17 protein-coding genes, 3 tRNA genes and 1 pseudogene are annotated in these 20,160 nt (G+C 66.9%); 8 read left to right on the top strand and 13 right to left on the bottom strand.

What is annotated here, in order from left to right:
• Positions 1-80 precede the first annotated feature (80 nt).
• From G6035_RS07225 to G6035_RS07210, 4 genes are all read right to left on the bottom strand, one after another.
• Positions 81-755: an ATP-dependent Clp protease proteolytic subunit gene (locus tag G6035_RS07225; RefSeq protein ID WP_176616404.1), complete on the bottom strand. Its 675-nt coding sequence runs from the start codon at positions 753-755 to the stop codon at positions 81-83.
• 35 nt (positions 756-790) lie between these two features.
• Positions 791-1,411 carry an ATP-dependent Clp protease proteolytic subunit gene (locus tag G6035_RS07220; RefSeq protein ID WP_176616403.1) on the bottom strand — a complete coding sequence of 207 codons (621 nt, stop codon included), beginning with the start codon at positions 1,409-1,411 and terminating at the stop codon, positions 791-793.
• A 305-nt stretch (positions 1,412-1,716) separates the two neighbouring features.
• On the bottom strand, positions 1,717-3,090 hold the full coding sequence (gene tig / locus G6035_RS07215) for a trigger factor (RefSeq protein WP_176616402.1): 1,374 nt from the start codon (positions 3,088-3,090) through the stop codon (positions 1,717-1,719).
• Positions 3,091-3,178: 88 nt separating this feature from the next.
• Positions 3,179-3,251 (bottom strand) — tRNA-Pro (locus tag G6035_RS07210).
• 148 nt (positions 3,252-3,399) lie between these two features.
• On the opposite strand from G6035_RS07210, the gene G6035_RS07205 reads away from it, so the two are divergent.
• Positions 3,400-3,470: transfer RNA gene (locus G6035_RS07205), tRNA-Gly, on the top strand.
• Positions 3,471-3,533: 63 nt separating this feature from the next.
• Here the strand turns inward: G6035_RS07205 and G6035_RS07200 are convergent.
• The 4 genes and pseudogenes from G6035_RS07200 to G6035_RS07185 all read right to left on the bottom strand — a co-directional run bounded on the left by G6035_RS07200 (position 3,534) and on the right by G6035_RS07185 (position 8,119).
• On the bottom strand, positions 3,534-4,493 hold the full coding sequence (locus tag G6035_RS07200; RefSeq protein ID WP_176616401.1) for a DNA glycosylase: 960 nt from the start codon (positions 4,491-4,493) through the stop codon (positions 3,534-3,536).
• Between the two features lie 132 nt (positions 4,494-4,625).
• The gene (locus G6035_RS07195; RefSeq protein ID WP_176616400.1) at positions 4,626-5,099 is read right to left on the bottom strand and encodes a ribose-5-phosphate isomerase; all 474 of its coding nucleotides are present in this window, start codon (positions 5,097-5,099) and stop codon (positions 4,626-4,628) included.
• Between the two features lie 57 nt (positions 5,100-5,156).
• Positions 5,157-6,146 (bottom strand): hypothetical protein, encoded by a 990-nt coding sequence (locus tag G6035_RS07190; RefSeq protein WP_176616399.1) that lies wholly within the window; start codon positions 6,144-6,146, stop codon positions 5,157-5,159.
• 89 nt (positions 6,147-6,235) lie between these two features.
• A pseudogene (locus tag G6035_RS07185) lies at positions 6,236-8,119 on the bottom strand (APC family permease).
• A gap of 273 nt (positions 8,120-8,392) precedes the next feature.
• On the opposite strand from G6035_RS07185, the gene pepN reads away from it, so the two are divergent.
• The 5 genes from pepN to G6035_RS20030 all read left to right on the top strand — a co-directional run bounded on the left by pepN (position 8,393) and on the right by G6035_RS20030 (position 14,163).
• Positions 8,393-10,942 (top strand): aminopeptidase N, encoded by a 2,550-nt coding sequence (gene pepN / locus G6035_RS07175; RefSeq protein ID WP_256127814.1) that lies wholly within the window; start codon positions 8,393-8,395, stop codon positions 10,940-10,942.
• Positions 10,943-11,041: 99 nt separating this feature from the next.
• On the top strand, positions 11,042-11,887 hold the full coding sequence (locus G6035_RS07170; protein ID WP_176616395.1) for an SGNH/GDSL hydrolase family protein: 846 nt from the start codon (positions 11,042-11,044) through the stop codon (positions 11,885-11,887).
• Complete coding sequence (locus tag G6035_RS07165) at positions 11,878-12,360, top strand: OsmC family protein (RefSeq protein ID WP_176616394.1); 483 nt, start codon at positions 11,878-11,880, stop codon at positions 12,358-12,360. Before G6035_RS07170 ends, G6035_RS07165 begins: the two co-directional genes overlap by 10 nt.
• Positions 12,361-12,446: 86 nt before the next feature.
• Positions 12,447-13,325 (top strand): mechanosensitive ion channel family protein, encoded by an 879-nt coding sequence (locus G6035_RS07160; protein WP_371130900.1) that lies wholly within the window; start codon positions 12,447-12,449, stop codon positions 13,323-13,325.
• Between the two features lie 370 nt (positions 13,326-13,695).
• Positions 13,696-14,163 carry a globin gene (locus G6035_RS20030; protein WP_256883166.1) on the top strand — a complete coding sequence of 156 codons (468 nt, stop codon included), beginning with the start codon at positions 13,696-13,698 and terminating at the stop codon, positions 14,161-14,163.
• A 215-nt stretch (positions 14,164-14,378) separates the two neighbouring features.
• Here G6035_RS20030 and G6035_RS07150 read toward each other — a convergent pair whose 3' ends face one another.
• Positions 14,379-15,047, bottom strand: a complete 669-nt coding sequence (locus G6035_RS07150; protein WP_176616392.1) for a hypothetical protein — start codon at positions 15,045-15,047, stop codon at positions 14,379-14,381.
• A complete protein-coding gene (locus tag G6035_RS07145; protein WP_176616391.1) occupies positions 15,048-15,575 on the bottom strand; it encodes a thioesterase family protein in 528 nt (175 codons plus the stop codon).
• Between the two features lie 136 nt (positions 15,576-15,711).
• On the opposite strand from G6035_RS07145, the gene G6035_RS07140 reads away from it, so the two are divergent.
• Positions 15,712-16,620 (top strand): acyl-CoA thioesterase II, encoded by a 909-nt coding sequence (locus G6035_RS07140; protein WP_176616390.1) that lies wholly within the window; start codon positions 15,712-15,714, stop codon positions 16,618-16,620.
• A gap of 148 nt (positions 16,621-16,768) precedes the next feature.
• On the opposite strand, the gene ettA is transcribed toward G6035_RS07140, so the two are convergent.
• The 3 genes from ettA to G6035_RS07125 are packed head-to-tail and all read right to left on the bottom strand — an operon-like array spanning position 16,769 to position 19,742.
• The gene (gene ettA, locus G6035_RS07135) at positions 16,769-18,451 is read right to left on the bottom strand and encodes an energy-dependent translational throttle protein EttA (RefSeq protein ID WP_176616389.1); all 1,683 of its coding nucleotides are present in this window, start codon (positions 18,449-18,451) and stop codon (positions 16,769-16,771) included.
• Positions 18,452-18,506: 55 nt separating this feature from the next.
• Positions 18,507-19,022, bottom strand: coding sequence for a hypothetical protein (locus G6035_RS20025; protein WP_256127813.1), 516 nt, complete (start codon positions 19,020-19,022; stop codon positions 18,507-18,509).
• 60 nt (positions 19,023-19,082) lie between these two features.
• Positions 19,083-19,742 (bottom strand): single-stranded DNA-binding protein, encoded by a 660-nt coding sequence (locus G6035_RS07125; protein ID WP_176616388.1) that lies wholly within the window; start codon positions 19,740-19,742, stop codon positions 19,083-19,085.
• Between the two features lie 184 nt (positions 19,743-19,926).
• Here G6035_RS07125 and G6035_RS07120 point away from each other — a divergent pair.
• Positions 19,927-20,002: transfer RNA gene (locus G6035_RS07120), tRNA-Arg, on the top strand.
• The last annotated feature ends 158 nt before the right edge of the window (positions 20,003-20,160 follow it).

The following is a 20,160-nucleotide window of genomic DNA, read 5'->3' as shown; positions in this document are numbered from 1 at the left end:
CACTCTAGGGCAAGGCTCCGACAAAGGGTGGAAGGTACGCGCGGGACGGGGCGGTTTTTGCCCCGCCCGCGCGTGGCGGATCAGCGGGCGATGGCCGCCGGCTTGATCTTGCGGGGTTCAAGCACTTCGTCGATCAGGCCGTAGTCCTTGGCCTCGGCGGCGGTGAGGATGTTGTCGCGCTCAATGTCGTTGCTGACCTGAGCGGGCGTGCGGCCTGAGTGTGCCGACAGCGTGTTTTCCAGCCATTCGCGCATGCGCATGACCTCGTTGGCCTGGATTTCCAGGTCCGAGGCCTGGCCGCCCTGGCCGCCGGACAGGGCCGGCTGGTGGATCAGCACGCGCGCGTTGGGCAGTGCCAGGCGCTTTCCGGGGGTGCCTGCTGCCAGCAGCACGGCCGCTGCGGAGGCGGCCTGGCCCAGGCAGACGGTCTGGATTTCGGGGCGGATGAACTGCATGGTGTCGTAGATGGCCGTCATGGCCGTGAACGATCCGCCGGGCGAGTTGATGTACAGCGTGATGTCGCGGTCGGTGTCGTCGGCCTCGAGCACCAGCAGCTGCGCCATGACGTCGTCGGCGGAGGCGTCGTCGACCTGGACGCCCAGGAAGATGATGCGGTCCTCAAACAGCTTGGTGTACGGGTCCTGGCGCTTGAAGCCGTAGGGCGTCCGCTCCTCGAACTGCGGGAGGACGTAGCGGCTGGTGGGAAGATTGCCGGCAGTGCTGCCAAAGGCCGAACCGCCAAAGTTGTAAGTCATGTCTGCTGTGCTCCTGGAAATTGTTCTTTGGCCGGTTAGTTCGCGCTGGTTCCGCCGCCGCCGGACACCGTGCCCGCGTGCCGGCTGATCTTGTCAAAGAAGCCGTATTCAAGCGCTTCCTCGGCCGTGAACCACTTGTCGCGGTCGTTGTCCGTAAGGATCTTCTCCACGGTCTGCCCGGTCTGTTCGGCGGTCAGTTCAGCCATGACCTTTTTCATGTGCAGGATCAGTTCGGCCTGGATCTTGATGTCCGACGCCGTTCCCCCGATGCCGCCGGAGGGCTGGTGCATGAGGATGCGTGCGTTGGGCGTTGCATAGCGCTTGCCCTTGGTGCCGGAAGAGAGGAGGAACTGGCCCATCGAGGCGGCCAGCCCGGTGGCGACGGTCACGACGTCGTTCGGGATGAACTCCATGGTGTCGTAGATGGCCATGCCTGCCGTGACGGAGCCGCCGGGCGAGTTGATGTACAGGAAGATGTCCTTTTCCGGGTCCTCGGCGGAGAGCAGCAGGAGCTGTGAGCAGATCAGGTTGGCGTTGTCGTCGCGCACTTCCGAGCCGAGCCAGATGATGCGTTCCTTGAGCAGGCGGTTGTAGATGTACTGGTCCGGGCCTGACGAATCCGGGCCGGCCATGGTCGGTGTGGTTTGCTGTGCCATCGTGGACTTACCTCTCCTTCGTGCGGTCCGCTGGTCCGTGACCGTGCCGGCAGGTACCGCCACGACCGGCCCAACGCGGGCCATCACTAATCTTCACTACTTGGACAGTAGCCTTTTTCGGCCGTGTTTTGTTTCGCAAAAGCGTGCTGTTCGCTGACGGCGCACGGTTTGCGGGCTGCCGGCGAAAATCGCGGCGCACCCCCGGCGCGGGGCATGAAAAAACCGTTGCCGGTTCCCGTGAAGGGAACCGGCAACGGCCTGGCCACGCCTAAGGCGTAGGGCTCCACGCCCAAGGCGTAGGGCAATTAGATGCGGACTTCGCCCGGGTCGGTCACGGCGGTCGGCTCGATGACCTCGTCGGAGGCGTCCCCGGCGGTCTCGTCCTCGTCGGAGGAGACGGAGACAAAGTCGGTGAGGTCCACGGCGTCGCCCTTGGTGTCCTTCACGGAGGCCTTGGCCAGCACCGCGGCGAGGGCCTTGCGGCGGCGGACTTCGCCGACGATCATGTTGACCTGGCCGGAGGAGTCGAGCATCTGCGCGAACTGGTTCGGGTCCATGCCGTACTGGCTGGCGGAGGAGACGATGTAGTCGATCAGCTCGGCCTGGCTGACACCGATTTCTTCCTTCTCCGCGACAGCGTCGAGGATGATCTCGTTGCGGAACGCACGCTCGGTGTTTTCCTTGACCTCGGCGCGGTGTTCCTCGGAGTCGTGGTCTTCACCGTGTGAGTTCTCCGGCTTGAAGTGCTGCTCGAGCTGCTCTGCCACGACGGACTCGGGGACGGGGACCTCGATGAGCTCGACGAGCTTGTCCAGGACCTTGTCGCGGGCCTCGACGCCCTGCTCAACCGTCTTGGCGTCGGCGGCCTGCTTGGCCAGGTCCTCGCGCAGTTCGGCAATGGTGTCGAACTCGGAGGCCAGCTGGGCAAAGTCGTCATTGGCTTCGGGCAGTTCGCGGACCTTGACGGCTGTGACCTTCACGGTGACCTGGGCGTCTTCGCCGGCGTGCTCGCCGCCGGCCAGCTTGGTCTCGAAGATGGCTTCCTCGCCGGCGGAGAGGCCGGTCGCGGCCTCGTCCAGGCCCTCAAGCATGTTGCCGGCACCGATCTGGTAGGACAGGTCGGCTGCGGAGTCGACCTCCTTGCCGTCGATCTTGGCGGCGATGTTGATGGTGACGAAGTCGCCGTCGGCGGCGGGGCGGTCGGCAGCCTTGAGCGTGCCGAAGCGGCCGCGGAGGTCGTCCAAGGCCTTATCGGTGTCCTCGTCGGTGGCCTCGAGCGCCTCAACCTCAACCTCGATGCCCTCGTAGTCGGGCAGCTCGATCTCGGGACGGATGTCGATCTCGACGTGGAACTTCAGTTCACCGTCGGTGGCGGTGGGGTCCGGGACCTCGGTGATCTCAACCTCGGGGCGGCTGAGCGGGCTGATGCCGGTTTCGATGACCGCGTTCTGGTACCAGCCGTTGAGGCCCTCGTTGATGGCGGTTTCCAGGACGTAGCCGCGGCCCACGCGCTGGTCGATCAGCTTGTTGGGGACCTTGCCCTTGCGGAAGCCAGGCACCTGGACCTGTGTGGCAATCGTCTTATAAGCCTCGGCAATGTTCGGCTTCAATTCCTCAAAGGAAACCTCGACATTGAGCTTTACCCTGGTGGGCGTGAGGTTTTCGACAGCGCTCTTCACAGCGTGGTACTCCTGATGGTCTGTTGGTGGATGTTAGGCACCAGCACATGGGCAGTCACTGACCAAACGTGAACCGGATAATGCTGAGTCGGGGCGACAGGACTCGAACCTGCGGTCTCCTGCTCCCAAAGCAGGCGCGCTAGCCACTACGCTACGCCCCGTAGTGCCCGCAACAGTCTACGGGCAAACCTTGACGGATGCACAATCTGCCCGGCCCCGCCGCCACGCCCGGCTGGCCGTGACGGATTTGCGGCCCGCCGGGTGCATTGCTAGTATCGAGGAGTTGTTCAGCCGAAAGGCGAACTTTTCGGGGGCGTAGCTTAATGGTAAAGCCTCAGTCTTCCAAACTGATTACGCGGGTTCGATTCCCGTCGCCCCCTCCGCCAAACCCCTGATCCAGACGCCCCGCTGATCGAGCCAGTCGAGATCCGGGGTTTACGCTTTTAACCCCCTTGGCACCCCGGGCACCAGTACAGCTTGCGCCCGCCCAGCTCCGCCATGGCCACCGCGGTGCCGCAGTGCCGGCACGGCAGCCCGTTGCGCTTGTAGACGTAGTGGGCGTCGGCCACCGGCACGTCCTTGTTGATGGTCGACGCCGGGACGTCACCCTGCCCGTCTCCCCCACCCAGTGCGTGGCCCGCCCCGGCGCCACGTCCCGAGGGCCGGTCGGCCAGTTCTGTGGTGATGATGCGGCCGTCGCTGACGCCGTCGGCCATCACCAGCGCAATGTCGTCCCACAGCTCCCCGGCCTCACCGGCACCCAGCGAGGTGCCTGGCAGCCGGGGGTCCAGGCCGCGCCGGAACAGGACCTCGGCCCGGTAGACGTTTCCCACGCCGGCCAGCACCTCCTGCTTCATCAGCTGCAGGGCAATGGGGGTGGCACTCTTGCACAGGCGCCGCACGAACTCCGCACGGTCGCCGGGCCGGTTGAGCAGCGGGTCCGGCCCCAGCTTGGCGCGCACCGTGGCGGCACCGGCCACAGTCAGCACCTCGCAGGCTGCCGGGCCGCGGAGATCCGCCCAGCCGTGGGCCGACACCAGCCGCGCCCGGACGGCGCCCTTGGGTTCCGGCGGCCCGCTGTAGGGCGTGCCGCCGTCGTCCGGGGCAAGCTCCTGCTCGCCAATCCGCCGCGGTGCGCCAATGCTGGACGCACCGGCAAACGTTGCATCGCCGCCAAAGTCCCAGGCGCCGTAGAGGCCCAGGTGGACGCGCATGACGAGCTCGTGCCGGAAGAACATGAACAACTGCTTGCCATGGGCCTCGGCCAGTTCCAACACCTGCCCGTCCACGCGCGCGGCGCCCGCGGTGAACTTCCCCTGCGGGCTGGAGACGGCCAGCAGGGCGCCGCCAAAGACGTCGTTGAACTGCCGGGCCAGCCGGTGGACAGAATGCCCCTCAGGCACGGGGGCCTCCGTGCTCCGGCGCCCCGCCCGGGACCGGTGTGCGGCGGTCAAACACCGGCTGCCGGTTCCCCGGCTTCAGCGGCCTGCCCACACCGGGCTCCCTTCAAATCAGGCGTAACAGTACGGGCAGGGTCAGGCGGAAACTTCGCCGGTGGCCTCGTACGCGGCGATTTTGCCGATGCGGCGCACGTGGCGTTCGGCGTTGCTGAACGGTTCGGCCAGGAACGCCTCGATCAGCCCGGTGGCCTCCTCAACGCTGTGCTGGCGCCCGCCCACGGCCACCACGTTGGCGTCGTTGTGTTCGCGGGCCAGCTTGGCGGTGTCCAGGTTCCAGACGAGTGCTGCGCGCACGCCCTTGACCTTGTTCGCGGCGATCTGCTCGCCGTTGCCGGAGCCGCCGAGCACAATCCCCAGCGCGTCCACGCCGGCCGCCTGGTCGGCCACGACCGCGAGCGCGGCGTTGATGCAGAACGAAGGGTAGTCGTCCTCGGGGTCGTAGGCTGCGGGGCCGTGGTCCACCATCTCGTAGCCCTTGGCGGCCAGTGCGGTGATGAGGTGGGAGCTGAGCTCCATGCCGGCGTGGTCGGTTGCGATGTGAACGCGCATGGGTGGTCCTTCAGGCTTGAGGGGTGCAGTTGCCTCCAGCCTACCGAAACCGCCGCCTCAGTGTTGACCGGGCCGCTTGCCCGCACGCCGGTTGAGGATCGCGGCAAGGTCGTCGGCCGTGTCCAGGTTGGGGGCGCCGAGGACCACCCTGCCCCTGACGTCGCGCAGGACGACGGCGGCCCCCGAGAACGCCAGGAAGCTTTCACTGCCGCTGTGCTTGCGCAGGCCCCAGCCGCCGTAGTCCCGCGCCTTGATGTCCAGGGACACGGCCGCTTCGACGTCGGTGCAGGCCATGGCGATGACCGGCACCACCCCGGCGAGCTTGACCACGAGCCGCTGCCTGTCCACATGGACGGTGGCGCTGAGCAGGGCCACGACCAGCCCTGCGGCCAGGGCCAGGGCCAGCAGGAGCCAGGGACTGACCACCGTCAGGACGCCCCCGGGCAGGATCCCGGCCAGCAGGATCATGATGACCACGGAGCTGCGCGGGTGGATGGCGTAGACCAGGCGGTCGTTGGCCACCGTGGGGTCCGCCTCGATTTCCAGCAGTTCCGCGAGCGCCTCGTCGTCGGCCCCGGTCCACTGTTCGTCGGGCTTGAACGTCAGGGCCAGGACCACCCCCATGGCGGCGGCGAGCCCGCAGCCCATCATGACCACATAGCCGTCCAACCGCACGGGGGCCGCACCGCCCAGCCCGGACTGGCCCAGGAGCGCGGCGGAAAAAACGGTGGTGGAGGCCAGCTGCAGTGCCATGGCGGTGCCCAATAGGATCCGGCGCAGGTTGCGCGGCAGCGTGGTCCGCGCACCGAAAAAGCCGATGCCTGCGCCCAGGCCCAGCGTCACGGCCACGGCCACGGCCAGGAATGCGGGCAGCGGCAGGACACCGCCGCCGGTGGGCAGCACCGCCCCTGCGGGAAGCCTGCCGGCCACCAGCAGGCCGCCGCCCACCAGGCCCAGGCACAGCAGCACCGGGAAGATCATGGCGAAGCGCAGCGCCCGGGCGTCAATGTGCCGGTCGTTGCTGTTCTCCGATGCGGGGGCGTCCATGGTCCCTACTTTATTCACACGTTGGTCTTTACGTCGGTGGCGGGCCGGCCGGCCCGGCGGTTTCAGGCCCCCGCGCCGGCCCGGCGGTTTCAGGCCCCCGCTCCGGCGGCGGTGCCGGACCGCGGGCCACGGCCCGCGGCGCCGGCCACGATGTCCTTGATTTCAGCCGTTTCAATTCCTGAGCGGACGGCCCAGAGGTAGGTCACGATGCCGACAAGAAGTTCGGTGGCCATGCCCCAGGGGAACTGGAGCACCGGGGTGGGCAGGGGTCCGTACACGCCAAGGTAGCCGACCAGCAGGGAGGCCAGCAGCAGCCAGACCAGCCACCACGTGGCGTTGACGTGCTGGCGGCCCTCCGCATTGCTGAAGACCCATACGGCGGTGCAAAAGGCGACCACCAGGACGCAGAACACCACGTAGTAGGTGACGAAGGGCCAGGCGCCGGGGCGGGCCCCGCCGCTCCCCGTCAGGACCCAGCCGCTGGCGGCTGCCGTCCAGATCCACAGGACAAAGAACACGACGCTGACAACGGTGCTGGCCACCGCGTGCATCCAGCCGGCCTTCCAGGCGTAGTAGGCCGTGAAGAAGGGCAGGCCGATGAAGGTGGCGGTGAAGACATTCGTCAGCGTCGCAAACCCGCTCCAGTACAGGATCAACACGGCAGCCAGGAAGGAGACCGGGGACCAAAACCTGAATCCCCGAAGCCGGAACGGCCGCTCCAGGGCACCGGCCGTTTTGCGCAGCACGGGCAGGCCCACGCCGCCCATGATGTAGGTCAGCACGGCGGCGCTGCTGATGAATCCGACCAGTTGGTACCAGCTCGGGGCGGGGACGAAGAACACGCAGCCCACCACGGCCGAGACCACCAGGGCCAGCCACGGTATGCCGTAGCGGTTGCTGGCGGTGAAGGTGCGCGGCACGTTCCGGTGCACGCCCAGTCCGTAGCCGGTGCGGGCCCCCGTGCCCAGGTAAACCCACCCGGTGGCGAGGGGCGAGATCGCTGCGTCAATGAGCAGGAAGGTGCCCAGCGCCGCCAGGGCGGCAATGTTGGCGGAGTCCAGTGCGTGGAACAACGGGCCGTCGGCCCAGCCGCCGCTGACGAGCTTGTCCCACTGGCCGCCCTTCAGGCCCATGTCCTGCCAGTTGATGGCGCCAATGAAGGCCACCTGCAACAAGGTGTAGATGACGGCCGGGATCACAATGGACCCGATGGTGGCCAGCGGCACGTCCCGTTGCGGGTTGCGCGATTCCCCGCCGTAGTCCAATGCCTGCCGGAAACCCAGGAGGGAGAAGATGATGCCGGTTGTGGCAATGGCATGGAAGATCGGCGGCACGCCCTGGGGTGCGAATCCGCCGTAGGAGGTGAAATTGCTGCCGTTGAGGATGAAGAACAGGAAGATGAACGTCAGGGTCGGCAGCGCGATCTTCCACAGGGTGACCCAGCGGTTGGATTCGGCCAGGAAGCGGGCGCCAAAAAAATTCAGGATAAAAAAGAGGAGCATCAGGATGAAGCCGCTGACAATCCCCGTGGGCCAGCTCAGCAGCTTCACACCGCCGACGGTGGTCAAAAAGTGCGTTTCGGGAAAGCGCCCGCCCAGATACGTCAGGGTGGCCTCGGCCTCGATGGGCGGGATGGACACCACCGAGAGCCAGTAGGCCCAGCCGATGATTCACCCGGAAAAGGCGCCATGGCTGAGGAAGGTGTAACGGACAATGGCCCCGGACCTCGGCAGCATGGCCCCCAGCTCCAGGTACGTCAGGGCGATCAGGAAGACCAGGACTGAGGCGATGATCCAGGACAGGATGGCCGCGGGGCCCGCCACCCCGGCCGCCGCCAGCACGCCGAACAGCCAGCCGGATCCGATTTGGGCGCTCACGCCCAGCAACAGCAACTGTGTCAGGGACAGGCTCCGCTTGAGGCCGCCGTCCGCCGATTCGAATGTTCCACGCTCTTCTTCATGCGCGATGGCCATGGTCAACACTTCCTTGTGTCTGACGTGAATCAATTATTTTCAGCGTACCGCCGCGGCACCGTCACGGAGCAGGCCGGGGCGGGGGCAATTTGGAGGGGCTGGGGCGTGCCGCCGCTCACACCCGGCGGACTTAAGTGAAAGACTGGGCTGAACCCGCCGGGGCATTGAGCCGGCCGGCCCCGCCGCATGACCCGCACGCCCCCGCTGGAGACCAGCGGCGGGCGTGCACCACCGTCCACCCGACACCGAACGAAAGGCATTACCTTGCCTGGCTTGAACCTGACCCGCGCCGAAGCGATCGAGCGCACCGCAACACTGACGGTCAAGGACTATGACGTCACCCTTGACCTGACACAGTCCGCCACCACCTTCCCGTCCACCACCACGGTGAGGTTCAGCGCGAAGGAGGGTTCGTCGTCGTTCATTGACGCGGTGACTGAGACGGTGCACAAGGTGACCCTGAACGGCGTCGACCTGGACCCGGCGGATGTGTCCGACGGCGTGCGCATCCAGCTGCCCCGCCTCGCTGCGGAGAACGTGCTCACCGTCGAGGCGGACGCGCTGTTCATGAACACCGGCGAAGGGCTGCACCGCTTTGTGGACCCGGTGGACAACGAGGTGTACCTGTACACGCAGTTCGAGGTCCCGGACAGCCGGCGCATGTTTGCCGTGTTTGAACAGCCCGACCAGAAGGCGCAGTTCACCTTCCACATCACCGCCCCGGCCCACTGGGACGTCATCTCCAACTCCCCCACCCCGGTGCCGGAATCCGCGGGCGAGGGCAAGGCCGTGTGGCACTTTGCGCCCACGCTGAGGATGTCCAGCTACATCACGGCGCTGATCGCCGGCCCGTATAAATCCGTGCGCAGCGAGCTGACCAGCTCCGACGGCCGCGTGATCCCGCTGGGCGTGTTTGCGCGGAAGTCCCTCATGGAGTTCCTTGACGCGGACGCCGTGTTTGAACTGACCCGCCAGGGCTTTGAGTTCTTTGAAAAGCAGTTCGGCACCCCGTACCCGTTCCCCAAGTACGACCAGCTGTTCGTCCCCGAATTCAACGCCGGCGCCATGGAAAACGCCGGCGCCGTGACGTTCCTGGAAAGCTACGTGTTCCGCTCCAAGGTCACCGACGCCATGGTGGAGCGCCGCGCCATCACCATCCTGCACGAGCTCGCGCACATGTGGTTCGGCGACCTCGTGACCATGCGCTGGTGGAACGACCTGTGGCTCAACGAGTCCTTTGCCGAGTTCATGTCCACCCTGGCCGCGGCGGAAAACACCCGGTACGTGGATTCCTGGACCACGTTCTCCTCGCTGGAAAAGAGCTGGGCCTACCGCCAGGACCAACTGCCGTCCACGCACCCCATCAAGGCCGAGATCAAGGACCTTGAGGACGTGCTGGTCAACTTTGACGGCATCACCTACGCCAAGGGCGCGTCGGTGCTGCGCCAGCTCGTGGCCTGGGTGGGCCAGGAGCAGTTCATGGCCGGCGTGCGCGCCTACTTCGGCAAGCACGCCTGGTCCAACACGGAGCTGCCGGACCTCATGGTTGAACTGGAGGCCGCCAGCGGCCGCGACCTCTCGGCCTGGACGGAAAAATGGCTGGAAACGGCCGGCGTGAACACCTTCAAGCCCGCGATTGAGGTGGACGACGACGGCGCCATCACCTCGTTCGCGATCCTCCAGTCCGCCGTGGCCGGGCACCCCGTGCTGCGCCCCCACCGCGCGGCCGTGGGCTTTTACAACCTGGCCACCGCCGGGGAGGACGCCGGCAAGCTGGTGCGCACGCAGCGCGTGGAGCTGGATGTGGACGGCGCGTCCACCGCCGTTCCGCAGGTGGTGGGGCTGCAGCGCCCCGACCTGGTGCTGCTCAACGACGACGACCTCGCCTACGCCAAGATCCGCCTCGACGACGTTTCGCTGGCCACGGCCAAGGCGCACCTAAAGGACTTCAAGGCCTCGCTGCCGCGCACCCTGGTCTCCGCCTCCGCCTGGGATGCCGCCCGCGACGGCGAAACCCCCGCCCGCGAGTATGTCCAGCTGGTGCTGGCCAACATCGGCCACGAGACCGACTCCACCGTCATCACGGTGCTGCTGCGCCAGCTGGCCACCGCCCTGCACTTTTACGTGGCGCCGGACCACCAGCGGGAAACGGCCCTTGATGCCGCCGACGCGCTGTGGGAGCTGGCCCGCGGCGCCGCGGCCGGTTCCGACGCCCAGCTGCAGTTCGTGAAGGCGTTCGCGCTGCACGCACAAAGCGACGTGCAGCTGGACAACGTGCAGGAACTGCTTGAGGGGACCGAAACGCTGGACGGGCTGGCGATTGACACGGACCTGCGCTGGGAGCTGCTGACGTCCCTGGTGGCTGGCGCGCGGGCCGCGCAGGGCAACATCGATGCCGAGCTGGAACGCGACAACACCCAAAACGGCCAGCTAGCTGCGGCCACGGCCCATGCGGCCATCCCGACGCCGGAAGGCAAGGCCGGGACGTGGGAGGCCGTCGTCGTGCGTGGGGAAGGGGCCAACGCCGTGCAGCGCGCGGCCATCACGGGCTTCGGGCGCGTGTGGGACACCGCACTTCTGGAGCCGTACGTGGCGAAGTACTTTGCCGCGATCCGGGGCGTGTGGGCGGAGAAGTCGTATGAGACCGCCTCGACGATCATCACGGGGCTGTATCCCTCGCAGCTCGTGGCACAGTCCACGGTGGACGCCACGGACGCCTTCCTGGCCGAACTGGGCTCCGAGGCACCGGCCCTGCGGCGCCTTGTGGTGGAAAGCCGCGACGGCGTGGTGCGGGCGCTGAAGGCGCAGGCCGCGGACCAGTAGCCCGTCGTCGTCCTTGCGGCGCCGGCAGGGTGCCCGGCGCCGCAAAGACAAGTACCCGCCACTCTATGCCCCGGCGCGCTGTGGGGATAGCGTCGGGTCATGAGAGCTCACCCACTGAAGAGAATGGCCGCGCGCACAGCCGCAGCGGCAATGGTTGCCGGCGGACTCATCCTGGGGTTCGCCGGCATTCCTGCGTTGGCGGCAACGCCGCCCGGCGGCACGTACACGGTGCTCGGCGATTCCTACTCGGCCGGCTCGGGCGGCGGCATGGAAGCCGGTCCCTGCCTGCAAAGCCCCAACGGCTATGGCAGCGACTTTGCCGCCGCCAACGGCCTGTCCATGACAAACCTGGCCTGCTACGGCGCCACGATCAGCCAGGTGTCCGCCCTGCAGGTGCCGCTGGTCCCGCCGACCACCCGGCTGGTCACGCTGACCGTCGGTGCCAATGACGTAGGGGCCGGCCAGGTCGCCGCGGCCTGCCTGCTCGGAACCCCCGAGACATGCCAGGGGGCCATCGCCGGGGCGCAGGCCAAACTCGCCCTGCTGCCGGGGCAGGTGTCGGCACTGACGCAGACCATCCGTGCGCAGGTGCCGCAGGCCCAGGTGCTTTTCATGGGCTATCCGCACCTGCTGGAGCCGGCCAACATGGCTGCACTGGGCTACCCGCCTGCGGAGGTTGCCGCTGCGGTTGCCGTCAATGCGGCCGTGGACCAGCTCAACGCCGTGCTGGCACAGTCGGTCCAGCGCAGCGGGGCAGGCTTCGTGCCGGTGGCCGGGCTTTTTGACGGCCACGGCTTCCCCAGCCCGGACAGCTGGCTGGTTTCGCCGTTTGTGTCGCTGCCCCTGGCGTTCCACCCCACCGCGGAAGGCTACGCATCCGGCTACGCAGCAGCGCTGCAGGGCGTGCAACTGAACCCGCCGCTCTATGCTGAGGTATGGCGCTAAACGAGCATCACTACGAAATCAATGTTTTTTGGACGGGCAACCGGGGAGCCGGGACGTCCGGCTACAGGAGCTACGGCCGTGACCACAGTGTCACGGCCGTAGGCCTGCCCACCCTTCTCGGCTCCGCGGACAGGACCTTCCACGGTGACCGGGAACGATGGAACCCGGAGCTGCTGCTGGTCACCGCCCTGTCCCAGTGCCACATGCTCTCCTACCTGCACGTGGCCGTCCTGAACGGGGTGGTCATCACCAAGTACGAGGACACCGCCACCGGCACCATGGTGCTGAACCCGGACGGCAGCGGCCAGTTCTCCTCCGTGACGCTGCATCCAAGGATTGCCGTGGCCGACCCGGCCACGGCGGAACTGGCGCTTTCCCTGCATGCCGAGGCAAACCGGAAGTGCTTCATTGCCCGCAGCGTGAACTTCCCCGTCCACCACGAGCCCGCCCTGGCCGCACCCACGCAGGACTGACCCTGCGGGGAGGAAACTGCCAGCCTTCGGCGCTAGACTGGAAGCGAGCCCGATTCCCACCCCCGAAGATGCCAGGTGATTACCCCTTGCCCCTGAACACCCTTGAAGCTGCCGGCAACTCCTTCCTGGAAAACCTGATCCACGCAGGCATCGCCGTTGCCATAGCACTGGTCGCGTGGCTGGTGCTGCACTACTTGATCAAGTCCGTCGTCACTCACGTCAGGAAGGGCACGCTCCACCAACGCAGCTTCGGCTGGGTGAAGCCCGTCTTCCGCAACCTGGACCCCGTGCTCCGCGCCCTGGACAACGAACGGCGCATCCAGCGTGCCAGCACCATCGGCACGCTGCTTAACTCGCTCCTGACGGTCATTGTGGTGGTCATTGCCGTGTTCTACGTGCTGCTGGCCTTCCATGTGGACATCGGGCCGCTGCTGGCCAGCGTCGGCGTGGTGGGCATCGCCATCGGCTTTGGCAGCCAGCAGCTGATCCGCGACTTCCTCGCCGGCATCTTCATCACCCTTGAGGACCAGTACGGGATCGGCGACGTCATCCAGACCAGCGAGGTCATCGGCGAAGTCCAGTACGTGGGCCTGCGCATCACCAGGGTGCTGGGCGAGGACGGCACGCTCTGGTACCTGCGCAACGGCGAAATCCTCCGGCTGGGCAACCGCACCAAGGGCAGCTACGTCCCGTCCGAGGACCCGGACACGGCGCAGGGCACGGCGCCCGCAGTTCCGGCCGCCACTTCGGGTGGTGCGGCTGCCGGCGCGCCGGGTGGCCCTCCGGCGGCCGCCGGTGCACCGGGTGGTCCAGCGGACACTCCGCCTGCCACTTCGCACGCCGCACCTGCCGCGGGCCCAGCCTCCGTGAACACGGACCCGCAGGCCGGCCAGCGCCCGCGGACGCCGGCATCGTCCGGACCTGCCACGCCCCGCACCACCGAGCCACACGAATCCGCAGAGTAGAGAGCAAGACACAGCCATGACCGCCGAACACAACCAGCTGTCCCCCTTCGCCGACGGCCCGCGGGCCAACGACGCCGCCGAGGGCGGTGCCGATTCAGCTGCCCGCCATGCTGCGCCCACGTCCGGCGGAGCGGCCATGCCCGGAGTTCCGGCGAAGCCCGGGCTTGCAGCGAAGCCCGGAGTTGCCGCTGGCCCGAAGCTGGGAGCCGGGATCCCCGTGCCGTCGCGCTTTGGCGAGTCGTTGTCCACCCTCCTGCCCATTCCCACGGGAGTCGGCCGGCCGCTGCCCTCCGTCAACGCACCCAGCGCCTGGCCCGCCCCGACTACGGCAGCTGCACCCGGCGTATCACCGTCGGAAACAGCCGCGGCCGTGCCCCCGGCAGATGCGTCAGGCAACGAGGGGACGGCAGCAGCCACGGACCCGTACGCCGACGAATCCGCCTATGCCGACACGTTCTACGGCCAGATCGGCGGGCACGCCACCTTTGAAAAGATGATCCACGTCTTTTACCAGGGCATTGCCGCGGATCCGCTGCTGCGGGCCATGTACCACGAGGAGGACCTGGCACCGGCCGAGCGCCGCATGCTGATGTTCATGGAACAGTACTGGGGCGGCCCGCGCACGTACCTGGAGGAACGCGGCCACCCGCGCCTGCGCATGCGCCACGTGCCGTTCGCGGTCACGCCCGAGGCCCGCGACCGGTGGCTCGCGGCCATGCGCAAGGGCGTGGACGCCGTCGAGCTCTCCCCGCTGCACGAGGCCACGCTCTGGGACTATCTCGAACGGGCCGCGGCGTCGCTGGTCAATGCCGCGTCCAACCCGGACGACCGCGCATAGCGCCACTGCTGGCTACGCCGGCCCGGAGGTCGTTGCGGCCGGCCAGGGCGGCCGAAAGTACAGCTGTGGCGACCTGGCGGACCTTATTGGCAGAATGCCGGCGCCGGCCCGATCGGCGGTGCAGCAAAAGCGACCCAGCCACCCGCCAGCCCGCCTGAGCTGCACCGCCGAATCCGCACCCACGCGACAACCCGCCTGGGCTGCACCGCCGAAGGCTACAGGACCGCCTTCGGCCGGACCAGGATGTGGCCGCGGCTGGTGCTCAGGCGCAGCCAGCGGTTGGACCGGAACACGGCACCGGTCTCCCCCGGCGCCACGAAGCCCAGGGCGTAGGCGGCAAACGCGGCACCGCCGGGCAATTCGCCGTCGAACCCGGCAATGGGGCGGCCCCACACGGCGGCACGTGCGTTGTTCACAATGAGCGCACCGGGATTGACGGGAATGATCTGCCCGATCTCCTGCACCCCGTCCTTCGCCACCTTGATCAGCGTCTCCGCGTCAACGGCGGCCACCTCCTCCCACGCGCCGCGCGGTGCACTGACCGCGGCCCACGACTCGTTGACGGCCATGGGCGGCACGGGCAGGGCGGTCTCGTCGGCGTCCATGCGCGCCAGGCGGTCGGCTACCGAGGCCAGGCTCACCGTGACGTCCAGGCTCGACGGCGTGTCCAGCGCCATGGTGCGCAGCCCCAGGATCGTCGGGGTGCCCTCGCCCAGCAGCCTGGCACGCATGACGCACACGTACGCCGCGAGGACGGAACCGGCCCCCTGAAGGCGGATGGCGCCGTCGTCCGCGGTGCGGGCACGGGTCACGAAGGTGCGCAGGTCCGCGACCGTGCCGCCGTCGGCCAGGAGGAATTGGTCAACATGGGTTGCGGTGGGCATTTAGCGCGCTCCTTGGGTGGCAGGTGTTGCGGGAAGTTCGACGCCGGCGGGAAGCTCCGCGGGCCGGCGCCGGAAGTGCACGGGGCCGCCCCGCCACGTTTCGAGGGCGGCGCGCTGGGCCCCGGTCAGGCGCACGGGACGGCCGGTGGCGCGCGAGACCAGCACCATGGAGGTGGCGGCCTGGGCGAAGACGACGGAGGTGTCGGCGTCGGTGATGGTGTAACCGAAGTCGAAGCTGGAGCCGCCGACGTTCGTGACCCAGATGTTGACTAACACGGGGTCGGTGCGGAAGGCGATGGGCGCCAGGTATTCGATCTCGTTGCGCCCCACGAGCGTGAACAGGTCATCGGTGATGAGGTCGTTGAAGCTTGCGGCCGAGCCCGGCGGCACGTCTTCGGCGAACGGGGTGCGGATCAGCCTCACCCGGGCGTCCTCGAGGTACTGAAGGTAGACAACATTGTTCACGTGGTTGTACGCGTCGATGTCGCCGAAGCGAACCTGCAGGGGGATTTGGATTGCCTGGGCCATATTCACATCATGTCAAAGCTGCCGGGCGCCACCAAGCGGAGGTGGCATGGATCACGGCGTCCGGGCAGCGTCCGGCGGGCTTTTACGCTGGCGCGGCCATTTGTGCGGGTACGCGGATGACGCATAGAGTCTCGGTATGAACGCCCTGCCGCCACGCGCCGCCCCCATGGACCAGCTGCTGCACATCCTAGACCTTTCCGACGCCGGCGGGGCGCGGACCGGCGAGGACATCTTCGTGGGCCCGGGCGTGCCCGACTCTGTCCGCCCGCGCCTTTTTGGCGGACAGGTGCTGGCACAGTCGCTCATTGCCGCGTCGCGGACCGTGGAGGGAAACCGGCTGGTGCACTCGATGCATGGATATTTCCTGCGCCCGGGCGATGCCGCGGATCCCATCACCTTCGGCGTTGAGCGGCTGCGCGACGGCCGCTCGTTTTCCGCCCGTCGCGCCCATGCCTACCAGGGCGGCAGGCCCATCCTGTCCATGATTGCCTCGTTCCAGCTGCCCGACGGCGGCCTCGAGCACCAGGAACCCATGCCCGCCGGGATCCCGGACCCCGAAACGCTGCCGACGGCGGCCGAGCTGTTGGGTGCGATCGACCACCCGGTCGCCCAGGCCTGGGCGTACGACCGCCCCTTCGACATCCGACATGTGGACCCCAACATCTACTTCCAGGCACCCGGCGGGCATGTGGCGCACCAGTCCGTCTGGATGAAGTCGATGGGTCCCATGCCGGAGGAGCAGAGCGTGCATCGCGCCGCACTGGCGTACGCGAGCGACTACACGCTGCTTGAACCGGTGCTGCGCCGGCACGGCCTCAGCTGGGCCACGCCCGGCATGAGCGTGGCCAGCCTGGACCACGCCATGTGGTGGCACCGTCCGCTCCGCGTGGACGACTGGCTGCTGTATGTGTCCGACTCCCCCAGCGCATCCGGCGCGCGCGGCCTGAGCCGCGGCCGCTTCTACAACCGCGAAGGCGAACTGGTGGCCTCGGTGGCGCAGGAGGGCATGCTCCGGCTGCCCGAGGGCACACCGGTGGCGGACTGAAAGTCATCCTGTCCGCGTGGCCAGGCCGTCGGTCGAGCCCGTCGAGACCCCGGCGGTCGAGCCCGTCGAGACCCCGTATCCCGAACCAACCGCTTAAATGACTGGTGGCCGGCCCCACAGGACCGGCCACCACTCAATCAGTTTCGCATCAGTCGCGCGTCAGGCGGCGGTGCGTGACGCGGTGTGGACGTGCTGCGTCCACGCCGAGACGCACCACCTTGTCGGCCTCGTAGGAGTCGAAGTTGCCTTCGAACCAGTGCCAGTTGGCCGGATTTTCGTCGGTGCCTTCGTAGGCCAGGATGTGCGTGGCCACCCGGTCCAGGAACCAGCGGTCGTGGGAAACCACAACGGCGCAGCCGGGGAATTCCAGCAGCGCGTTTTCCAGGCTGCTGAGGGTTTCCACGTCGAGGTCGTTGGTGGGCTCATCGAGGAGGAGCAAGTTGCCGCCCTGCTTGAGCGTCAGTGCCAGATTCAGGCGGTTGCGCTCACCACCGGAGAGCACTCCGGCCTTCTTTTGCTGGTCCGGGCCCTTGAAGCCGAAAGCGGCAACGTAGGCGCGTGAGGGCATTTCCACGTTGCCGACCTGGATGTAGTCGAGGCCGTCGGAGACAACCTCCCACAGGGTCTTGTCCGGGTCGATGCCGCCGCGGCTCTGGTCGGCGTAGGAGATCTTGACGGTCTCGCCCACCTTGAGGGTGCCGCCGTCGAGCGGTTCCAGGCCCACGATGGTCTTGAACAGGGTGGACTTGCCAACGCCGTTCGGTCCGATGACGCCGACGATGCCGTTGCGCGGGAGGGTGAAGGAGAGCCCGTCGATGAGGATGCGGTCGCCGAAGCCCTTTTGCAGGTTTGTAGCTTCCAGCACCACGCTGCCCAGGCGCGGTCCCGGCGGGATCTGGATTTCCTCGAAGTCGAGCTTGCGCGTGCGGTCGGCCTCGGCGGCCATTTCCTCGTAGCGGGCCAGACGGGCCTTGGACTTGGTCTGGCGGCCCTTGGCGTTGGAGCGGACCCAGTCGAGTTCCTCGGCGAGGCGCTTGGCAAGTTTGGCGTCCTTCTTGCCTTGGACTTCCAGTCGGGCGCGCTTCTTCTCCAGGTAGGTGGAGTAGTTGCCCTCGTAGGGGTACAGGTGGCCGCGGTCCACTTCGGCGATCCATTCGGCCACGTGGTCCAGGAAGTACCTGTCGTGTGTGACGGCCAGGACGGCGCCCGCATAGCTCTTCAGGTGCTGCTCGAGCCACAGCACGGATTCGGCATCCAGGTGGTTCGTGGGTTCGTCGAGGAGCAGCAGGTCCGGCTTCTGCAGGAGCAGCTTGCACAGTGCCACTCGGCGGCGCTCACCTCCGGAGAGGACGGTGACGTCGGCGTCGCCCGGGGGGCACTGCAGAGCGTCCATGGCCTGCTCCAGCTGGGAGTCAATGTCCCAGGCGTCGGCGGCGTCGATTGCTTCCTGCAGCTTGCCCATTTCCTCAAGAAGGGAGTCGAAGTCCGCGTCCGGGCTGGCCATTTCCTCGGAGATCTCGTTGTAGCGCTGGATCTTGCCGTAGATTTCACCCACGCCTTCCTGGACGTTGCCCAGGACGGTCTTTTCCTCGTTGAGCGGGGGTTCCTGGAGCAGGATGCCCACGGAGTAGCCGGCGCTGAGGCGGGCCTCGCCGTTGGAGGGTGTGTCCAATCCGGCCATGATCTTCAGGATGGTGGACTTGCCGGCACCGTTGGGTCCCACGACGCCAATCTTGGCACCCGGGAAAAAGGACATGCTTACGTTGTCAAGAATGAGTTTGTCGCCAACGGCCTTGCGGGCGTTGGACATCGTGTAAATAAATTCCGCCATACCCAATAGGTTAGTGGGTGCAGGGGGTTAACTCACATTCAAGGCAGGGCTGAGGTCAGTGTTGGTCGCCAACAAAGCAGAGGTCGGTGGCGAGCACCGGCAGGACTGTGACGGCAGCCTTGCCGTCGCGCACCTGGCCAATGACACACTCCTTGGCCACCCGTGCTGCAGACTGGATGGCGTCCACGGCCAGGCCCGTGGGGGTCTTGTCGATGGAAACCTCCACGGTGTTCTTGACCGCACCCGCCGACAACATGGCCTGCATCATCTGGCCCCGATTTGGCGACTTTGTGGTGTTGCCCAGCGCGGTCAGGGAGGTCTTGACCCTTGCCGCCAAGGCCGCCGCGTCCGACGCCGGTTGCTTGGCTTTAGCTGATTCCTTAGGACCCGCTGTGCTGCTCGCCTTGGCTTCTTGGCTGGCTGCCTGCGAGGGGCTTTGCGCGGCGCTTGTACCGGCCGGGAGCGTTGAACACCCGGTGGCGGCCAGCGTGGCAGCAAGCGCCAGTGCCGCTGCCGTGGCACGCAGCCGGTTCCTGGCAGGAAGGAACGGCCGGCGGGGTGTCAGGTTCATCGCAGTCACCCCGCCATTGTGTCACGCGCCTTGACGGGTGGGCGCCATCGCAGGCGTGGCTCAGAACGGTGGGCCGCTCTTGACGAGTTCCCCGGTTTCCTTGTCCACATATGCCTCTTCGTCAGTATTGTCTCCCGCCCCCTCATACCGGCCGTCCTCATCCGGCACGGCGCTGCCGTCAGCATTTTGTGCGGCGGCTGCGGCCTCGTCATCATCCTCATCCACCTCACCGCCTTCAGCGTCCAGGTCGGGCGCGGTGGATGTCCGTCCATCCTCCGCAGTGTTGAAGCCCGCCTCGGAGGTGGCTCCGGAGTCGTCCGGGGACTGCTGACCATGCTGTGGCTGGGAGCCGGGGCGCTGGGTGGAATTGCGGTGGTAGGCGCAGCTTCCGAACTTCAGGTCGGCGCCGACGGAATCGGCGTCGATCTCGACTGACATGCCCTGGGTCCCGTCAAGCTTGGTGTAGGTGTTGATCTTCAACTTGCCGGTCACGATGATACGGTCACCTTTTTTGATGCTGGCGGCGACGTTGCCGGCCAGGGTCCGGAAGGTGTTGACGCGGTACCAGTTGGTGGGACCGTCGCCCCATTCGTTCGTGGAGGGATCCAGGACCCTGTCATTGGAACCCATCCTGAACTTGCCAATGACCAGCCCGGAGTCCTTGGTATGCAGTTCGACGGGTGACGAGGCAAAGCCCCGGATCGTCAAGTAGTTCGACATGAGATTTCCTTTCGGTTATGCCTTGCTTGGGCGTTGTTCGCTTGGATCAAGCCAACTCCCCCGCCACGGGCTCCAAAAGGGGGCTTGGCTGATTTGTGGACAACTACAAGGCGGCGTGGGCCTGTGGAGGGAGAGATACGCCCGCAAACCTGATAATTTAGTGGGGGCCGCTTGTGGCGGCCACGCCTCGGTAGCTCAGCGGATAGAGCAGGAGCCTTCTAATCTCTTGGTCGTGGGTTCAATTCCCGCCCGGGGCACCAAAAAGCGCCTCTGACCTGCGGTTATGTTCCGCAGGTCAGAGGCGTTTAAGGCCAAAAACGGCCCAAGTCACGTTTTACTCACGTTTTTGAACGAAAACTTGGTCACGTTTTTGGCCTTCGCTGGAGTCGAAATAGGCTCAATTTCTGCTCCCGTTTTT

Origin of the sequence: Arthrobacter sp. SDTb3-6 (assembly GCF_013376095.1) — a bacterium.
In the GTDB taxonomy this organism is placed as follows: Bacteria; Actinomycetota; Actinomycetes; order Actinomycetales; family Micrococcaceae; genus Specibacter.
Note: the sequence above shows the minus strand (reverse complement) of the source record. Positions and strands in the feature narration are given on the sequence as shown.